The 18,239-nt window shown below is 59.1% G+C and carries 15 protein-coding genes; 10 read left to right on the forward strand and 5 right to left on the reverse strand.

What is annotated here, in order from left to right; translation table 11 throughout:
- Nucleotides 1-383: 383 nt before the first annotated feature.
- On the forward strand, nucleotides 384-1,499 hold the full coding sequence (locus VGI36_19900; GenBank protein ID HEY2487414.1) for an amidohydrolase family protein: 1,116 nt from the start codon (nucleotides 384-386) through the stop codon (nucleotides 1,497-1,499).
- Between the two features lie 175 nt (nucleotides 1,500-1,674).
- On the opposite strand, the gene VGI36_19905 is transcribed toward VGI36_19900, so the two are convergent.
- Complete coding sequence (locus tag VGI36_19905) at nucleotides 1,675-2,799, reverse strand: hypothetical protein (GenBank protein HEY2487415.1); 1,125 nt, start codon at nucleotides 2,797-2,799, stop codon at nucleotides 1,675-1,677.
- Nucleotides 2,800-3,067: 268 nt separating this feature from the next.
- Here VGI36_19905 and VGI36_19910 point away from each other — a divergent pair, with 268 nt between their 5' ends.
- Together VGI36_19910 and VGI36_19915 are read left to right on the forward strand one after the other, a co-directional pair.
- Complete coding sequence (locus VGI36_19910; GenBank protein ID HEY2487416.1) at nucleotides 3,068-3,880, forward strand: enoyl-CoA hydratase/isomerase family protein; 813 nt, start codon at nucleotides 3,068-3,070, stop codon at nucleotides 3,878-3,880.
- Nucleotides 3,881-4,201: 321 nt separating this feature from the next.
- The gene (locus VGI36_19915; GenBank protein HEY2487417.1) at nucleotides 4,202-4,999 is read left to right on the forward strand and encodes an enoyl-CoA hydratase-related protein; all 798 of its coding nucleotides are present in this window, start codon (nucleotides 4,202-4,204) and stop codon (nucleotides 4,997-4,999) included.
- 211 nt (nucleotides 5,000-5,210) lie between these two features.
- Here VGI36_19915 and VGI36_19920 read toward each other — a convergent pair whose 3' ends face one another.
- From VGI36_19920 to VGI36_19935, 4 genes are all read right to left on the reverse strand, one after another.
- The gene (locus VGI36_19920) at nucleotides 5,211-5,666 is read right to left on the reverse strand and encodes a VOC family protein (GenBank protein HEY2487418.1); all 456 of its coding nucleotides are present in this window, start codon (nucleotides 5,664-5,666) and stop codon (nucleotides 5,211-5,213) included.
- 251 nt (nucleotides 5,667-5,917) lie between these two features.
- Nucleotides 5,918-7,711 (reverse strand): CocE/NonD family hydrolase, encoded by a 1,794-nt coding sequence (locus tag VGI36_19925; GenBank protein ID HEY2487419.1) that lies wholly within the window; start codon nucleotides 7,709-7,711, stop codon nucleotides 5,918-5,920.
- Between the two features lie 88 nt (nucleotides 7,712-7,799).
- On the reverse strand, nucleotides 7,800-8,969 hold the full coding sequence (locus tag VGI36_19930) for a CoA transferase (protein ID HEY2487420.1): 1,170 nt from the start codon (nucleotides 8,967-8,969) through the stop codon (nucleotides 7,800-7,802).
- The gene (locus tag VGI36_19935) at nucleotides 8,966-10,144 is read right to left on the reverse strand and encodes a CoA transferase (protein HEY2487421.1); all 1,179 of its coding nucleotides are present in this window, start codon (nucleotides 10,142-10,144) and stop codon (nucleotides 8,966-8,968) included. Before VGI36_19935 ends, VGI36_19930 begins: the two co-directional genes overlap by 4 nt.
- 171 nt (nucleotides 10,145-10,315) lie before the next feature.
- Between VGI36_19935 and VGI36_19940 the strand changes: the two genes are divergently transcribed.
- The 7 genes from VGI36_19940 to VGI36_19970 all read left to right on the forward strand — a co-directional run.
- On the forward strand, nucleotides 10,316-11,632 hold the full coding sequence (locus VGI36_19940) for a CoA transferase (protein HEY2487422.1): 1,317 nt from the start codon (nucleotides 10,316-10,318) through the stop codon (nucleotides 11,630-11,632).
- Nucleotides 11,633-11,968: 336 nt separating this feature from the next.
- Entirely contained in the window at nucleotides 11,969-12,496 is a 528-nt protein-coding gene (locus VGI36_19945; GenBank protein HEY2487423.1) for a VOC family protein, read from the forward strand.
- Nucleotides 12,497-12,712: 216 nt separating this feature from the next.
- The gene (locus tag VGI36_19950; GenBank protein ID HEY2487424.1) at nucleotides 12,713-14,356 is read left to right on the forward strand and encodes a tannase/feruloyl esterase family alpha/beta hydrolase; all 1,644 of its coding nucleotides are present in this window, start codon (nucleotides 12,713-12,715) and stop codon (nucleotides 14,354-14,356) included.
- Nucleotides 14,357-14,745: 389 nt separating this feature from the next.
- Nucleotides 14,746-15,228 carry a hypothetical protein gene (locus VGI36_19955; GenBank protein ID HEY2487425.1) on the forward strand — a complete coding sequence of 161 codons (483 nt, stop codon included), beginning with the start codon at nucleotides 14,746-14,748 and terminating at the stop codon, nucleotides 15,226-15,228.
- On the forward strand, nucleotides 15,229-15,954 hold the full coding sequence (locus VGI36_19960; GenBank protein ID HEY2487426.1) for a cytochrome P450: 726 nt from the start codon (nucleotides 15,229-15,231) through the stop codon (nucleotides 15,952-15,954). It abuts the gene before it with no gap.
- Between the two features lie 110 nt (nucleotides 15,955-16,064).
- Entirely contained in the window at nucleotides 16,065-17,204 is a 1,140-nt protein-coding gene (locus VGI36_19965; protein HEY2487427.1) for an amidohydrolase family protein, read from the forward strand.
- 55 nt (nucleotides 17,205-17,259) lie between these two features.
- Nucleotides 17,260-18,239: CoA transferase (locus VGI36_19970; protein ID HEY2487428.1), on the forward strand; the 980-nt coding region annotated here is incomplete at its 3' end.

The following is an 18,239-nucleotide window of genomic DNA, read 5'->3' on the forward strand; positions in this document are numbered from 1 at the left end:
CCCCCATGGGTGGGGAGTCCGTCCGGATGTGCGCTGATTTTTGTCTTTTCTGGGGCACGCTGGCAAGCGAGCGATTTCCCGCTCGGCGGGACGGACCGGTCCGATTATGCGCCAGCAACGGTTGGCGAGGGTTTGCCACCAGCCCTAAGTTTACCAGGTGCCGGAGTTCCGCAGCGCCATCTCGGTCCTTGCAACGAGCCTCGGCGTCGCTACGTGAACCTTATTGCACCTTAGGCGTAGGAACCTAGCCACCGGCACCTCATCCAGATTAAAGCGTACTGAGTAACCGCGGAAACATGGTCGGAGAGTCACCGGTCAGTCGGATTGGGTTTTCGGCAGACGGAATACTAGTATTCGGTGAGTTGCGCGATGGAGTGTTGACCATGACCGGAATAATCGATGCTGATGGGCATATCGTCGAGCCGCGTTCTTTCTGGCCGGACTACATCGAAGCCAAATTTCTCGACCGGATGCCGAGAATCACCAAGGATGCGGACGGCGTCGAGCGAATTGCGGTAGGTGACAAGGTAGCCCGAAGTAGTATCTATGCACCTGCGGCCATGTGCATCCCGGGCGGGCTGGCTAGCCCGGAATCGATGCGAAAGCTTTCGTGGGACGACCTGCGGCCCGGAAGCTTCGATCCTCACCACCGTCTTAAGGACATGGATTCGGAAGGCATCGACGTTTCGGTGTTATTCCCCTCGATTGGCTTAGGGTTCGTCGCGATCACCGATCCGGAACTCGCGACCGCCGCATGCCGCGCCTACAACAATTGGATGAAGGATTTCTGCGCGCCCGCACCCAACCGCCTCCGCAGCGTTGCCCTGGTACCACTCCACGACATAGGTAGCGCCACCGCGGAGATGCGCCGGGTTGTAGTCCAGCACGGGGTCAAGGCGATCCTGGTACGTTCAAACCCCTACAACCGAAGGCTGCTGAGCGATCCTGCCAACGATCCGTTCTGGGCCGAGGCCCAGGCTCTGGATTGTACGATCGCGTTGCATGCGGCGGTCAGCGGAGACATGCCGACGGCAGGATTCGATCGGTATCACGATTTCTTTCAGCGTATGATTATCTCCCACCCGCTTGAGCAACAGATGGCCTGCATGGACATCATCTGCGGCGGGGTGCTCGAGAAATATCCTCGACTACGGTTTGCTTTCCTGGAGGCGGGCGGCGGATGGGTCCCATGGTGGCTTGCGCGGCTGGACGAATTCTACGGAAAGATCGGCCACATGGTGCCCAAAGCGCGAATCAAGCCGAGTGAGTATTTCCGCCGTCAATGCTTTTGTTCGTGCGAACCAGACGACATAGCGCTAAGGACTGCGGCAGTGCTCGGCATCGACGAGCACTTGATGTGGGCGTCCGACTATCCACACTACGACTGCGAATTTCCGGGGGCGGTCGATGAACTGCGTGCGCATTGCGCTGCACTGCCCGAGGATTCTCAGCGCCGGATAATGGGCGAGAATGCGGCCCGGTGCTATGGATTGAACTGAAGGGGCGAATTCAGTCAGCCGGCTCGGAATCGCACGCCGAGCTTTAGTATCATTCCGGGCAAATCTCGGACCGAAACGAGAGGATGGCGACGATTAGACGACCTCCTGCGGCGTAAAGCATCTCGCGCCCTGTGATTGAAATCCGGATGGAGGAACTGTCATCCGATTCAACTCTTCAGATGCTCACCGGGTCGAGTCGGCCGGCGAGCACGTGTAGCGCTTCGAATAGGTAGTACGTACCCCAAATCAATTCATGTCGAGTGGCGACACCGATGCGCTTGTTAAAACATCCATCCCACAAGCCGCCCTCCGGTCCAAGGTGGCCCTCGATTAGTGCGCGGACGGTCGCTTCAGCGGCAGAGCGCCACCTTTGACGCTGAAACTCGTCGCGCGTAAGCGCGGACAGTTTGAGCAGGCTCGCCGCTGCGATCGCAGTTGCCGAGGTGTCGCGATTGGTGTTGGGAATCGCAGGATCGTCGAAGTCCCAGTAGGCGATTCGATCTGCCGGCACATGTGCCAGCCACCAGTCCGCTGCTTTGGAGGCGGGCTCCAGAAAGGAAGGATCTTCGCACCATTGCGCACTCAGCGCCCATCCCAGCATTCCCCAAGCTTGTGCGCGGGCCCACGTACTGCGGTCAGTTATTCCCTTGTGCGTATACCGCCGCAGTACCGCGCCGGTCGCGGGGTTGAAGGAAGCGGACTGGCAAATCGATCCGTCGGGGCGGAGGCAAAACTCGACATGCCGCCTGGCATGATTTATCGCGATGGTCCGGAATTGATCGTCATCGCGACTCTCCCGGCCCGCCCACATCAGCAGCGCGACCGCCTGCACCATGTCGATTTCAGCTTCGGTCGCGCCCACATTTGAGACTTCCTCGAATGCCCGGCCAAGCGGAAGCACCCTGGCGCGCGGGTTATACATTGCGGCCAGCGCGCGAGCGGCCTCCACTGCAAGATCGCGTGCTTCGAGGTCACCGTTTAGGACCGAGCCCAACGCCGCGCCGTAGTAGAAGAGCAGGGCGCGCGATGAGCTCTCGGAAGCAAGCCGAGGACGCAATCTTTCGGTGAACTTGCGCGCCCACTCAAGCCATTGCTCGCGATCGCTGATCGGTCCGCTATAAGCGCCAAGCCACAGCAGCGCGTTGAAGTAACCCCCCGTCCAGTCGCCATCCGACGACCATGTCCAGCGTCGTGTCTGCGGGTCGGCGAAATGTGGAAATCCCTGGTGTTCCGACCGCGCCGTATTCTCGACCCGGGCGCGGATGCGCGAGATCGCATCATTCCACGTGAGATGGTCCATCGCTGGCTCTCCAGACTCTCAGTGGGGCATGCGATCCACGACAGCGAGAACAAGCGCCGACGGAGTTACCGCACGAGCCAGAGGGAAAGTCGTTTCGGCAGCTAAGGGTCGTCATGCTCGTCTGTTCGAATTGTACACCCAGAAAAACCATCACCTCTCGGTTAGCGAGCCGACCGGGAGCCAAGCGATGGCGTCGCGCTGGCTTGGGCTTTGATGGTGGGGTTAGTAGAGTGCGGTAGAACGCCCAAGCCGCGAGGGAACCCAAGCCATGGCTCTAATTACGTTCGACGCTTATGCCAACAAGTATCACCATATTAACATGGAGCGACGCGACGGTATTCTCCAGCTGACGCTGCACACTAACGGCACCGAACTCAAGTGGGGCATGGGCCCGCATGAGGAGTTGTCTTACGCGTTCAATGATATTGCTCGAGACCGTGATAACCGCTGTGTGATCATAACCGGTACCGGCAATGCCTTTTGTTCGGAAATTGACGCCGGTGCTGGACGCGGCGCTCCGATCCGAGGCGACGGGTCGCCCCAGCCGGCAGGGGTCCGCTCCACGACCTGGGACCACATTTACAGCGACGCGAAGTACCTGCTCATGAATCATCTCAACATCGAGGTGCCGATGATCGCCGCGGTCAACGGTCCAGCCCTGATCCACGCGGAGATCGCGGTCCTGTGCGACATCGTGTTGGCATCCGAGAATGCCGCGTTTCAGGACGCGCCACATTTTCCAAACGGTATAGTACCTGGCGATGGCGTCCATATAGTTTGGCCTCTGGTGCTCGGCCCCAATCGGGGGCGGTATTTTCTTCTGACTGGTCAGAAACTCTCGGCGCGGGAGGCGCTCGATTTGGGCGTGGTGAGCGAGGTTTTGCCACCGGAGCAGTTGTTGGCGCGGGCCTGGGAACTCGCGCGCCAAATAACATTGAGACCGTCGCTTGCGGTGCGCTACGCACGTGTCGCACTGACTCAACAGCTTAAGAAGCTGATGCTCGAAAACCTCGGGTACGGACTCGCGCTCGAGGGCCTGGGTGCAGTGCAATCGTGGCCCGGAGCACGCAGCAGGAGCTGATGATTCGCGGACTGACTTCTTGCTCACGTGGATCATCCTTTGGATCGCGCGTCGCGTTCGGCTGGCCACCGCTGTTTTCTCTAGTTCGAAGCTCTTAGTGATTCTGAGGGGCTTGCGAGAGTGAGCTTGTCCTGTCCCTGCAGCAAGACAATTCTTCGACCTCGCGGCACCGCATGAGACTGGCCAGCGACGGTGTGGAGCGCCATCGTACTGCGATCGCGGTGCCCGCAACGCCGATCGATTCGATTTGGTCTTGGTCGGGCGTACGATGTGTTTGAAAGCGTGACGACGGACTTAGTTTTCTTCGGAGGTTAGAAGACCATGGCCGAGGCCGCACCGGACCGAATCCTCTACAGCTGCGAGGACCGCATCGCCACCCTCACGCTCAACCGCCCAGACAAACTCAATGCATTCGATGATGAGCAGGTGGTACGGCTCCGCGATGCGCTGCGCCGCGTGGATGCGGATGAGGCAGCCCACGTTGCATTAATCACCGGCGCGGGTCGCGCATTCTCGAGCGGTGCCGACGTGCATCAGCGTCAACTTCGCAAGCGTGAAGAGTTGGAACGCTACGGTGGGCCGCAGGCCCCCGGCGCCAATGCGGGTGACCTGCTGACCCACGCGGTCAACTGGAAGCCCGTGATAGCTGCGGTTCATGGCTATGCTTTGGGCCTGGCATTGGGGTTAGTGCTGGAATGCGACCTGATCGTCGCCGAGGAAGGCACACGCTTTCAGATAACCGAGGTGTCCCGCGGGCTGGGAGGGGCAAGGCAGTGGGGTCTGATGCAGTTACGCGGGGGTGGCGCACTCGCCAACGAAGTGGCGCTGACCGGGCGCTTTTTCAGCGCCGAAGAAGCACTAGCGGCTGGGATCATCAATCGCGTGGCGGCCGCTGGTCAACACGTTTCGGTCGCCAGGGAACTGGCTCGCGAAATTCTCAAAAATCCGCCTCTCAGTGTTCGGGCCACCGTTCGCACGCGACGATGGCAGCTTGAGGTGCTGGGCCGTGAGATCGCGATGCAGATGCAACCTTGGAAGCTCTACCTGAGCCAGGATTTCACCGAAGCGGCGCGCGCTTTCGTGGAGAAGCGAGAGCCAGGTCCCTTCAAGGGACGTTGAGGCGCGCAGAGGGCTTGAGCAATCTCTTGGATGGTGGTTTCACTCGCAACGCCCGCGGGCACAGTCCTTTGGCGATGCTCAAACGGTGGACGACATCAACACCTCGCTTTTTCACGGTGACTGCTTCACTCGTGCACACGGCACCACGCGGTGCAGGGCCGTCGATCGAAGCCTCGGGTGTGCCCCGCGCTCATCGGGCAAGCGACTTGCCTTACCCGTTAAACGGCTCGATCAGCTCAAGAAAAGTTCCGTCCGGGTCCTTGAAGCAGAAGAATTTTGCTCCCGCTCCGCCGGCGAATCGGATGGTCACCGGTTCGGAAACCATCTCAACACCCTCTGCGCTCAGGCGCGCGTACTCCGCTTCGATGTTCTTGGTAAAGAGGGCGATGCGAGCTATCCCCGCATGGTAAAGATTGGGGTAGGGCGGAGTCTCGGTGAGCGGCTGCTTCCACTCGATCAGATCGATTCGCGTAGCCCGGGGATCGTCGCTTAGCGCGAGCAGCGCCGCTCTTGCGCGACTGTTGGGAACGTTCAGGCCTTTATCATTTCCTCGGTTGAGTCCCTCGCCCAGGTCCGTGACCAGTTTGAACCCGACCATTTTGTAAAACGCGAGAGATCGCTCGAAATTCGTGACATTGATATTCACATGGAACACAGATTTGATCATTGAAATCCTCCCGGTGGAATGTGGCGCCGGTCTTAAACAGCGCGACGCTGTTTTACGAGGTAGTTTAGGTTGCTGGGCATCGTAGGGGCTGAATCAGCCGCCTTCAAAGCCGGCAAGCACCGACCTGGCCGACTTCCTCAGGTTGTTGGTGACGTTTCCGGGCTTGGGCCCTATGGACCTTCTATAGAGCTATCTCCCGAAGCCCCTTATCAGTCTGTATCCCTTTGAGATTCACGGGCACAATTTCGCGCCTATCTCGGAATCAAGGGAAGCAAAAGATAAGAGGGCATACTATCCTGGTGAAATACCGTTTGACGTGCGGGCGTGCTCTTTGTACCCGCTCCGAACGGCTCGCCGCTATTGAGGTTGCGGTCGAAGCGTGGAAAGTTGCTCGAGCTGACCTCGAGCCGGATGCGGTGCCCCCGCCGGAAGACGTTACTTGTTGCCCACAGATCGATGGTGAACAGATACGGTTTTCCGGCCTCCATCAGCTTGGGCTCGCTGGCGGATTCCCGGTATCGGGCACGAATGATCCCATCGAGAAGGTTCTGGGCGTAGCCGTCCGGGTGAACATCGATGAGTTTCGCGGTAAAGTCGGTGTCGACCGCCGAAGAGGCTGCCCACAAGACTACGCTGACCGGTCCGGTGATCTCGACCGGCTGTTCGAGCGGATCCGAAGTATAGAGCAAAACGTCCGCTCGCTGTTCAACCGGTCGTTGGTCCTGAACGCCGATATCAATAGCCAGGTTGTTACCGCCCAACGATGGGACCGGATTGTCTGGATCGTAAACGTAGGTATCGGGTGGTTCGGCATCCGGTGGCACGGTCGAAAGTGCTCCGTCACCGGCGAGGGTGTTGGCGCCCTTCTGGCTGTGCAGGAAATAACGCACCTGTTGCATATTGGGTGGCGGCCAGTCGGACAACTTTTGCCAGCGATTTTCGCCCAGCGTGAAGATGGTGACCGGCGGCTCCTCCATAACTCCGTTGTCTACATCCTTGAGCCAGTAGTCGAACCAGCGCAGAAGAGTTTCGTTTAGATCGATCAGCGCCGCGGGCCCGAAATCGATATCTCCGGCACCGCGCGAGCTCGGCACATTATAAGGGAGCAGGTGACCCCAGGGCCCGATGATCAGGCGCTGGCCGCGGCGCGCCTTTTCGAAGCTACTGTTAGCCTTGATGCTGCAAAATGCACTCGGGGCTCCTTCGCCGAAAATGTCATACCACGAGCTAACGTGCAGCATCGGGACCCTGATGCTCGCCGCATGGCGGTTTACGTTGGCCCGATACCAGTACTCTCCATCGTCGGCGTGCGCGATATGATCGGCAAGGTACGGCGCAGTCTCCTTGAGGAGCTCCACCCAATCCTTGATTGGAAGGTGCCGATACCAGTGTTCGGTAAGGGGAGTGAAAGCGTTCTGTCCGAAACGAGTTTGCCGAATGAGCGGAAACTCTCCTCCCTCCACGTACTCCTTGGCCTTCTCGAAGAGGTCATTGCGCTTTACCCTTCTCAGCGTGTGGAGTCCCTTGAAGATCGCATAGGGAAGCATCCACCCCCACAACGAAACGCCGCCGGTATGGTAGATCCAGCTCGCGTGATAGTCCGAAGACGCGGAGACCGGCGCCATCGCCTGTAGCGAAGGCGGCATGGGGTCGTTACAGGCAATCATGTACTGCGTCAGTCCGAGATAGGATTGCCCGGTCGTGCCTACGCGGCCGTTCGACCAGGGAAGCCGCGCGGCCCACTCAACCGCGTCGTAGCCGTCGGCGATCTCCTGGAAAATCGTGTTGTACTCACCTTCCGATTCGAACCGGCCGCGACAATCTTGCATGACCGTGACATAACCGTAACGAGCATAGAGATAGCTGGCACCGTTGGGGTCATCGGACCCTTTTTTGTTGTAAGGGGTGCGGCTGAGCAGAACCGGAAAACGTCCTGAACTCTCCGGACGGATCACGTCGGCGAAGAGGGTGACTCCGTCGCGGGTCTTCATAGGAATGCTTTTTTCGGTAGTGACTTTGTAGGTCTTGCGTGCGGGTACAATCACAGAAGCCTCCTTGGAAGGTCCGTGTCATCGGATGTCTGTTGCCTTGGTAAGTGATGCACGACCGTCACTCTGATTTGGGTAAAGCATTTCAATCAACTATGCCGGCCGCGTGCAGCACCTCTGTGGTGTGTTGTCCAAGCTTGGGGGGCGGCAATCGAATCGACTCCGGAGTCTCGGAAAAGCGGGCGACCGGACGCACCGTCGTGAACTTTCCGGCGGTGGAATGGTCGATCTCCGTGATTGCGCCAAGTGCGCTCACTTGCGGATGAGCGAGCAGAACCGGATAGTCCATAAATGGTACTGCGTCTCCGCCGATACTGTGAACCAGGCTCATGATCTCGTCGCGGGGTCGGTTCTGAAACGCTTTTTCCCAGATCGGTTTTACTTCGGCGGCATACCTTCCAATACTGGTCGCCGCGCGTCCGTAATCATCGAAACGTGGATCGGCTAGCACGTGTTCCATGCCGAGTTCCAGGATCAACCGATCCCAATCCTCACTGCTGGCGCGCCGAAGAATAAAGTACAGGGAACCATCTTTCGCTTGATAACCGTAGTTGGGTGGGGCGGTGTAGTGGTCGAGGTGGAATCCATACCAGTCGTCGGGATCGCTCAGCGAGTGCCACATGATCCCGCGCAGATGCAGGAGCGATCCGAACTCGCTGACCGCCACCCGCTGCCCATCTCCGGTTCTCAGCCGATGAAATAACGCCGCTAGAATCGCCTGCGCGGCAAAGATCCCGGTGTTGAGACTCGCGACGTCTGCCCCAACCCGCACGGGCTTCTCCCCGATACGTCCCAACGACGCCGTGTATTCGGCCATCGCCTGCACGACCAGTTCCGAGGCGGTGGCATGACGAAGGGGACCGTCCTCGCCAAACGGAGTTATCGAGCAATAGATCAACTTTGGATTTGCTTCACGCAGTTGAGCGTAACCAAGCCCGATTCTCTCCGCGCCGTCAGGCCCGAAATCCTGAACCAGCACATCGGCACTCGTTGCAAGTTGCACCGCTGCTTGGCGGCCGTATGCAGTTTCGAGGTCGAGCACGACGCTCTTTTTGTTCCGATTGAGACTTAGGAAAACCGCACTTTCTTCACCGACGAAAGGGGGACCCATACGACGTGCAAAGTCGCCTGCCGGGGGTTCAATCTTGATGACCTCGGCTCCGCCATCGCCGAGTTGCATGCTAGAAAAGGGGCCACATAGTCCCTGCGTAAAGTCGATTACTCGAAAGCCGTCCAAGCTCCCACCGGTGGTCATTTCCCTACTCCAGTGCCCCGATCGTCGGTGATTCCAAGCTCTCTGAGCAACTCAACGGTGTGCTCGCCCGACCTGCCACCCGCCTGAATCGGCCCCGCCGGGGTGCGCTCGAAGCGCCAGGGCAGACCATCGACGTGCATGCGGCCCCAGTAGGGGGTGTCGAGTTCGACGAGGTGGCCGTTGGTGAGGACCTGCGGATGATGGCGCAACTCGTCAAACCGCAGGAATGGTCCGTTGGGTACTCTCTCCTTGTTCAAGCGGATGGTCCACCAGGCTGCCGGTTTGGTCTTAAACCGTTCCGCCAGAATCGTGATCAGCTCAGCGCGATGCTCGACCCTGAGCGGATTGGTTGCGAAACGCGGGTCCGAAATCAGCTCGGAGAGGTCGAGAGCGCGGCAGAAGCCGGGCCATTGCTCGTCGCGCTCGACACCGATCGCCAGGTATCTGCGATCCGCGCACTCAAACGCCTCATGCGGTGCGGTGGTGGCAGCGGCGCTGCCGAGCGGGTCAGGTTGTCGGCCGGTCGCGAAGTACTCGGCCAGCCGCGTGGTCTGTAGTGCCATTGCCGCGGTTAACATTTCGATTTCGATCAGTTGGCCGCGCCCGGTCCGCTCTCGAGCGATCAGCGCCTGGAGTACCGCCCGCGTGATTATGGTCGCGGTGGTGAGATCCAGATGCGCCAAGTGACGGAACATCTCGCCGCGTCCGTGTTCCGGGCCGGTTATGCTGCACCAGCCACAGAACGCTTGCACGGTGGGATCGATTCCGGCCTCACCCGCCATCGGGCCGACGCGTCCAAATGCTGAGGCAGCCACATAAATCAGGCGGGGATTAACCTTGGTGACGACGTGGTGGCCGAGCCCGAGACGCTCGACCGCGCCCGGACGCATGTTCTGGACGAGCACATCGCTCTTCTCGATGATCTTTAACGCAATTGCACGATCAGCTTCGCGCTTCAGGTCAAGCTCGATCATGCGCTTGTTGTGATTGGCGGAAATGTAGAGGACCGATTCTCCCTTGATGAACGGTGGCACCGCGTGTGAAAGCCGATCGCCGCCGGGAGCTTCCACCTTGATTACGTCGGCTCCAAGTGCTCCAAGGAGCTTGGTCGCCCACGGTCCTACGGCTGCGATGGTCAGATCAAAAACGCGGATGCCGTCGAGAATTTTTCCCACCGCGATTCCTCCCCCGTGATTCGGACCGCGTGTCCGACTCGGCTTTGCCAACGTTAGATCGACTCGCCTGCGATTGAAAACGGGGCTTGCTCCCGATTGAAAACCGATCGATTGTCTGCTCGGCGGATTGTTTGTCCGTAACGGACGAAGCCAATGGAAGGGACAAGACCAATGGCGGGACCACTCGAAGGTGTAGTTATCCTCGATCTCACTCAGCAGCTTGCCGGTCCCGGCGGTACCATGTTGTTGGGCGACATGGGTGCCACGGTCATCCGGGTAGATCCGCCGCCGGCCCAGGTGGTTGCGGACGTCGCACCCTCGGGCATGGTGCCCGGGGAAAAGTACTTGCGACGAGTCGATCTCAACATCGGGCGCAGCAAGCGAAGCATTGCCCTCGATCTCACCAAACCGCAAGCGCGGGAAATCGTCTACGCGATCGCGCGCCGCGCTGACGTGGTGTGCCAGAACTATCGTCCGGGAGTAGCAGAAAAACTGGGGATGGATCGCGAATCGTTCCGCAAGATCAAACCCGACTTAATTTATAGCTGCGTTTCAGCCTACGGCGATCACGGCCCCGAGAAGTTTCGACCTGGATTCGACATTGTTGCGCAATCGGGAGGTGGCTCGATGGTCCCGGGCCCCGATGGTTCCATGCCGAGTCCCACCGCCGTCCCGCTCGGCGACGTCACGGCATTTTGTTTGGAGGCCCTCGGCATCGTCGCGGCGCTCTATCATCGAAAGCTCACCGGCGAAGGTCAGGCGCTCAGCACCTCGATGCTTGCGGGGTCGCTGCTTCAAAATATCCTCAGGCTGATAACCATTGACAAGGTCGATCGCGAAGATCGACATGCTGCACTTGAGCACGCCCGGACGCTGGTGGCTGCGAAGGCGCCGTATAGTGAGGTATTAAACGCGACCGTGTCCGGATTGGGTGGCCAGCTTTCGCCGACCTTCTCGGGCGGCAACATCGTGACCGACGTCTACTATCGCGTTTTTAGAACCAGAGACGGGTATGTGACTGTCGGGTGTCTCAACCTGCGTCAACAGCGACGGATGAACGCAGCACTTAAGCTTGGCGACCCGCGGTTCGACTCTGGTGCGACCAGTGAGTCGATCAAGACGGAAGAGGCGAGGCTGAGGCTCGGACAATTGAAAGGAAAGGCCGAGGAGCGATTCGCCGCGCACTCGAGCGCCGAAATGCTGGAGCTTCTGGACGGTCAGGACATCGCGTGCGCGCCGGTTCTCAACGTGCTCGAGACATTTGATAGTCAGCATCTTTTGGAAAACCGCTATCTCGTCGAGTACGAGCATCCAAGCGCCGGTAAGACCACACTACTGGGCCATCCGATACGGTTCGAGAAGACGCCGATGAGGATTAAGCATCCAGCGGAGCCGGTGGGTGCTCGCGGTGAGGAAATACTTTCCTGGCTGGGGTATAGCCCGTTGCAAATCCAGTCACTTCGCGAGCAGAAGGTACTCTGTCAATAAGCTCGACGCCTCCGGCGAAGCCCGGTTTCGTGTCACAGGGCGCCTACGCGCGATTGTAGAGGCGCGCTCTGTGAGCCTGCCGACGCTCCTTGGGGATCTCGAAGGGACGGTCCAAACTCATGCGTGCTCGCCTGGGACGTTGGTGTGCCGTGCGCTGACCAGTCGCCCTCCGCCCAAGAAGCTCCGGGTTTCTCGGGAGAATAAGTCCTTCCCCCATGGTCGCTTCGGGGATGAACCGCCGTGTGGGCTCCGGCAATTCCACCAGTCCCGCTGGATCTCGACCAAAGCGGTGCGCAAATGTTACAAGCGAAACAATCCGGTGAGGAGGCTGAGCTAATGTCGCATAAGGGATTTTCTCACATCGGGCTCTCGACCCTGGACCTCGACAAGACGCGCGAGTTTTACGAGGGGGTGCTCGGCTTCAAACCAGTACGCTGCGACACGATCACGGTGAAGGAGGGTGGCAAGATTCGCCACATCTTCTTCGATACCGGTCGCGATCAGTTGCTCGCCTTCATGGAAGCACGCGAAGTTCCAGGCGTTCCGGCCGAATACGACGCCGGCATCAATCGCGGTCTAGGCGTGCCGAGCGCCTTCTATCATTTCGCGTTCGAAACCGGGAGCATACCGGGACTGGAACAGAAACGGGCCGAGTTGCTCGCCAAAGGCGTCAAGGTCAGCGAAATCGTCGATCATGACTGGGCGAAATCCATTTACTTCAAGGATCCCAACGGAATGCAGCTCGAGTATTGCTGCTATACGCGGGAGCTCAACCAGGATGACGCGCGCATGCAGGATCGCTTCGAGGCGTCGATAAAAGGAATGGGCCTCGACGACCGGATCGATATCGCGCCGAAAAAATAACCAGCCTAGGGCTGGAATCGATCAGCTCGATGGGCGTGTTTTCCCTGTATTGCACTCCCATACAATTTGCTAGACTGCTGGGCGTTCCGAAGGTCACATGAGGGGGGCGAACAACTCACGGAGTCTGCGCTTGGGCGCCGATGCTCGGCGGGGCGAACCGGTCGAAAAGACGGTCGCCGGGCTGCACATAGAGCGCGCGTGCACTGGGGGAAAGCGATGAAAAGCCATTGGAAGCGGGTAACGGCCATCACCTTTGGGATAACTATCCTCGCGGGGCTGACCTCGCCTCGGGTGTTTGCCACCTCGGCGGTCTGCAACTCGACGAACCTGCAAACGCTCGCCGATCAGATTAGTTCTTTCGCAGTCACGATTACCTCGGCGACCCCGACCTCCACCCCCGTCACCTTCTGCGATGTGAAAGGGGACATCACGACCGAGGTGCCGACGCCGAATACGGTCGAATTCGAACTGGGTTTACCAGCGACTTACAACGGGCGCCTTTTGTTCCTTGGCGGCGGGGGTTTCAACGGCTACATTCCCGCAGGCGTGGTGGACGGCGGTGTCGGCGCACAGTTTGCGACGGCCTATACCGATAGCGGCCACGAATCATCTTTCGCCAGCATTGCCGGCGAAGAGGGCCTTTCCGCTCTCGACGGCAGCTGGGGGCTGCTCCCGGACGGTCGAGCGAACACCGCCGCGCAGGTGGATTTCTCCTACCTAGGCGTGCATGCAAGCACCGTAGTCGCGCAAGCGCTAACTGCAGGCTACTACGGCAGTTCGCCGACCTCGTACTTCGAGGGATGTTCGACCGGCGGACGCGAAGCCCTGGTCGAAGCGCAAAAATTCCCTGGCGACTACCAGGGCATCGTGGCCGGCGATCCTGCGATTAGCGATCCTATCGCAGGTTTTACCTGGAACGATGAGGCATTGGTTTCGAGTTCCGATGCTTATTTAACCAATAGCGCGGTAGCGACTCTTGACGCGGCAGTGACCGCCGCATGTGACGGCTCTGACGGCGTGGTCGACGGCTTGATTGAGGATCCGAGGTTGTGCAACTTCGATCCAGCCAGTATCGAATGCAAGCATGGCGCTACCTCGAATTGTCTGACCGCCGCGCAGGTTGCAACGGTGAAGGCGATTCAGGCCGGCGCTCGCGCCGGGAATGGCACCCAGCTTTACCCCGGCTACAGTCTGAGCAACCCGGGTGGCTCAGACGGCTGGGATCTCTGGATCACCGGTTTCGAAAACCCGACAATTCCACCGATCGACGGCGAACCTTGGGGCGAGCCGCCTGCTTCGCTCGTCACCGCGCCGCTTCAATGGTCGTTTCAGGATCAGTTTTTGAAATACTTTGTCTTCAACGACCCGAGCTATGATTCACTGGGTTTCAATTTCAAGAGCGGCGATGCGGCCGCACTGCAGGCGGTCGTAACGAAATATGGCGGCAATGGCGAGAATACCGATTTGTCACCGTTTTTCGCCAACGGTGGGAAGTTGATTATGTACCACGGCTGGAGCGACCCGGCGCTCACGCCTTTTGTGAGCGTTGACTACTATAGTGGCGTGGCAAAGACACTAGGCGGTGGCTTCCCGCAGCTCCAAAATAACGCACGGCTCTTCATGGTGCCCGGAATGCATCATTGCTCGGGAGGTCCAGGACCCTACAATTTCGATCCGCTGACTCCACTCATCGGATGGGTTGAGACCGGGGCCGCACCGGAACGCATAATCGGCGAGGTGCCTGCGGGCCCTCAGGCCGGGCGCACTTTCCCCCTCTGCCCGTTCCCCAGCCTGGCAGTCTACCAAGGGGGCAGGGTGGATGATGCGGCAAATTGGGTATGTAAGCGCACCGCCCCATAGCGTGGCCGCGACCAACATCCCCCATCCGCGTAACCAGGCGGCAAAGACGGCACGGCGACGGTGCTTTCGCTGAGCCCTGCCAAGGCTCGATTACTTCCGCTCGATCTTTCGCGCTGTGACCACTGCGATGCCGAGCATCGCGTGTTTAAAACTACTTTTACCTGACGGAAGGACGTCGAGAGATCGCGAGCCGGGTGTTGGTGGCCGTTGACTTTCAACAGGGGGGCGACTTGCGACCTGGAGGCGCACTGGAATGTAACCCCAGGTTGAACGTCCTCCCATGTCTCCAATCCGTGGAAACGCAATGCTCTATGTGCTCCCTGTATTGCTGGGGTGGAGCGCAGCTATTATAGGAATGCTTTGCGAGTCGAGCCAATTTCGGAGGCGAAATGAGCATCGGCGAACCCGCATTGCTCGAAGATTTCTTAAGGTCCGCCACCTGGGCAGATCCGTATCCGGTTTATTCTAGATGGCGAGAGCAGTCGCCAGTGCTCGCGCGAATGCCATTTGTTCTGCCCGACGGGTCTGAGATCGAGACATTCCACTGGCTGCTGCTGCGGCACCGGGAGGTCTCTAGTGTATTGCGCGATCACGAGACCTTTTCCTCGGAACCGCCGCAAATCCCCGGCTTGTCCGTGCCCCGCCTACCGCTCGTCCAGGATGACCCGCCGCGCCACTCGGTACTACGGCGCCTGATTAGCAAGGCATTCACCGCGCGGAGAATCGCGCAGCTCGAGCCTTGGATTCGCCAGAATGCTGAAGAGTTGCTCGACTCGATGGGTGACGGAGAAGCCGAGGTTATGGACGGTCTCGCTGTTCCGTTGCCGGTCAGGGTGATTGCCCGTCTCCTGGGAATTCCCGGGGAAGACTAGGTGGTTTTCAAGCGCTGGAGCGATACGTTTCTGTCGATGAACACCCGCGACCTCGAGCCCGGCAGCCGGGCTCGCAATGCTATGGAGATGGCCGCTTATTTCGGGCGTGTGGTAGCGGAGAGACGAGTGCAGGGCGCCGAGGATCTCATAACTGGACTGGTCGAAGCCGAGCTCGATGGCGAACGGTTGCCGCAGGTTGAGCTACTGGGCTTTTGCGTCCTCCTGTTAATCGCCGGCAACGAGACCACCACTAACCTGGTTGGCAATATGCTTAATCTTCTTGCCACTCGGCCCGAGCTATGGCGGCGCCTGGGGGAAGATCGCTCCTTGGTCGAGCCCACGATCGAGGAGGTGCTGCGTTACGAAAGCCCCGTACAAACATTGTTTCGCTTTGTGCGGCGCAATACCGAGATAGGCGGGCGCGAAATCTTTCAACACACCACAGTTGCACTCGGCTTCGGAGCGGCCAACCGCGACCCGGAGGTGTTTGCTGAAGCGGAGCAATTCAATATCGAACGCGACTGGAGCAACCACGTCGCCTTCGGCGGCGGAATTCACTATTGCCTGGGTGCGCCTCTAGCGAGAGTAGAAGCAGCGGTCGCGCTCAACGTGATGCTCGATCGCTACGAGACGATCGCACCCGGTTCGCGACCGGGAACGCGTCAGAATGCGACCAATCTAGTATTTGGATTTACCCAACTGCCGCTTCGGGTCGCGCGCTGCTGAATAAAGCCTCTCACAGAATTCCAACAAAGAAAGAGAACGTCAGTCGGGTGGTGACAGGTGCTTCGGTTGCCGTCGATCCCGCAGCAGGAGTACAGAGACAAGGTATAAGCATGGTGGAAGAACCCAATATGGTCGGCGTCGTTGATGGGGACAGCCACTTCATGGAGCCCCTCGATCTGTTCGAGGAGCACGTCGAACCGCACTTTCGTGAGCGCGCCGTCAGGATCGCAACCGACCCGGTGACCCACAAGCGCGCGATGGTGGTGGACGGCAAGCCAATGAGGCTGCGAGATGTCGAGGAAGTTCTCGGCATCCTCAGCGGTTATGGGCAGAAGGAAGAGGGTGGAACGATCAGCACCTTCGACCGTTACTCCGCCTACAGCTCGGATTGGCAGGACATGACTGCGCGTACGCGCTTTCTCGACGCCGAAGGAATTGCAAGTCAGGTCATCTATCCGAGCCTTGGAATCATCTGGGAAGGTGAGGTCGCCGATGCGGAACTGGCCGACGCTCTATGTCGCGCCTACAATCGCTGGGCTTTCGATTTGGTCGCGAGCCATCGGCAGCGTCTTTTTCCCGCGGCGCATGTTTCCATCCGTGAACCCGCGCTCGCGGTCAAGGAGCTGCAGCGGGTGGCAAAACTGGGGTGTCGAAGCGTATTCGTCGCGGCCATGCCGATAAAAGGCAAGAGCTTCGGCCACTCGGATTTCGATCCAGTATGGGCGACCGCGCAGGACCTTGACCTGACGGTAGGGCTGCACGTGGTTTCGCACCATCATTATATGGGCAGCGACTTTTATCGCGATCCCAAGCCCGGCTTGATGTACTTCACGATGAATTTGTTGCAAGACCCTCGTCAGGTGCTCACGACCATGGTGATAGACGGAGTCTTCGAGCGCTTTCCACGCTTGCGGGTGGGTACTATCGAAGCGATGGCGGGATGGGTCGGCGAGTGGCTGGAGCGGATTGACTACCGCTACAAGTATATGGGCCATACCTCGGCGATGAAGCGCCCGGTATCAGAGTACTTCGCACGCAATATATGGATAAGCGGGGACCCCGAAGAAAAGATGTTTAAATATGTAGTCCAATTTGCGGGCGATGATAAGTTCTTCATCGGCTCTGATTACCCCCATGCCGAGGGGTTCGTTCATCCGGTCGCCAGCCTGCGCGAACATTTGAAGGATTTGCCTGCTGCGTCAGTGGAGAAAATTCTGTCTAAAAACGCGCGCGACTTTTACAAAATCTAGGACGCAGACCTTCTCAATCGAAGCCGAAAGCCGAGTCGAGTAAGATCGCAACCCCATGCTAAGTCCATACCGAGTCCTCGATCTGACTACCGAGCGCGGTTCCCTGTGCGGCCAGATCCTTGGCGATCTGGGCGCGGACGTCATCAAGATTGAGCCACCGGGCGGTTCGCCGGCTCGGCGGCTGGCACCCTTTTTTCAAGATCGAGCGGATCCCAATCGTTCGATTTACTGGTGGGCATACAACCGCAATAAAAGAAGCATCACTCTCAACCTCGAAAAGGACGAAGGTAGAGAACTCCTTTTTCAGCTAGCCGCGGGAGCGCGATTTCTAATCGAATCGTACGATCCTGGCTACCTCACAGAGCGTCGGCTTGGCCACGCGGATCTGACAGCCCACAACCGCGAGCTGATTCATGTTTCGATAACCCCGTTCGGCCAGGATGGTCCCAAGGCCGCGTACGCGGACAGCGACCTGGTAATTCTTGCCATGGGCGGACCGCTGCTACTCTACGGCGATGAAGACCGGGCGCCGGTTCGGTTGAGCGTGCCTCAGGCTTATCTTCATGCCTGCGGCGACGCGGCGGTCGGCGCCCTGGTGGCCAATCATGAGTGCAACCGCTCCGGCACGGGACAGCACGTCGACGTGTCCGCGCAGCAGTCGGTTACGCTCGCGACCCAAGCCAACAACCTGGCATACCGCCTGGAGGCCGACGAGGCGCGCCGCATGGCGGGAGGGGTGAAAGTGGGAGCAATGCGGGTTCGGCTGGTGTGGCAGGCAAAAGATGGCTTCGTCACGCACACGTTCCTGTTCGGGCGCCAGCTCGGCGTGTTCACCCAAAGACTCATGAACTATCTGTACGAACAAGGACTGTGTGATATCGCAACCCGCGACAAAGACTGGATCGCGTACGGGGCATTGCTCGCGAGCGGGCAAGAGCCGATGCAGGAATATGAGCGAGTCGTTGGTCTGATTGCGGGTTTTTTCGCCAGCCGAACCAAAGCCGATCTTTTCAGCGTCGCGCTTGAGCGCGGGTT

The organism is Candidatus Binataceae bacterium, assembly GCA_036495685.1.
Lineage (GTDB): Bacteria > Desulfobacterota > Binatia > Binatales > Binataceae > JAFAHS01.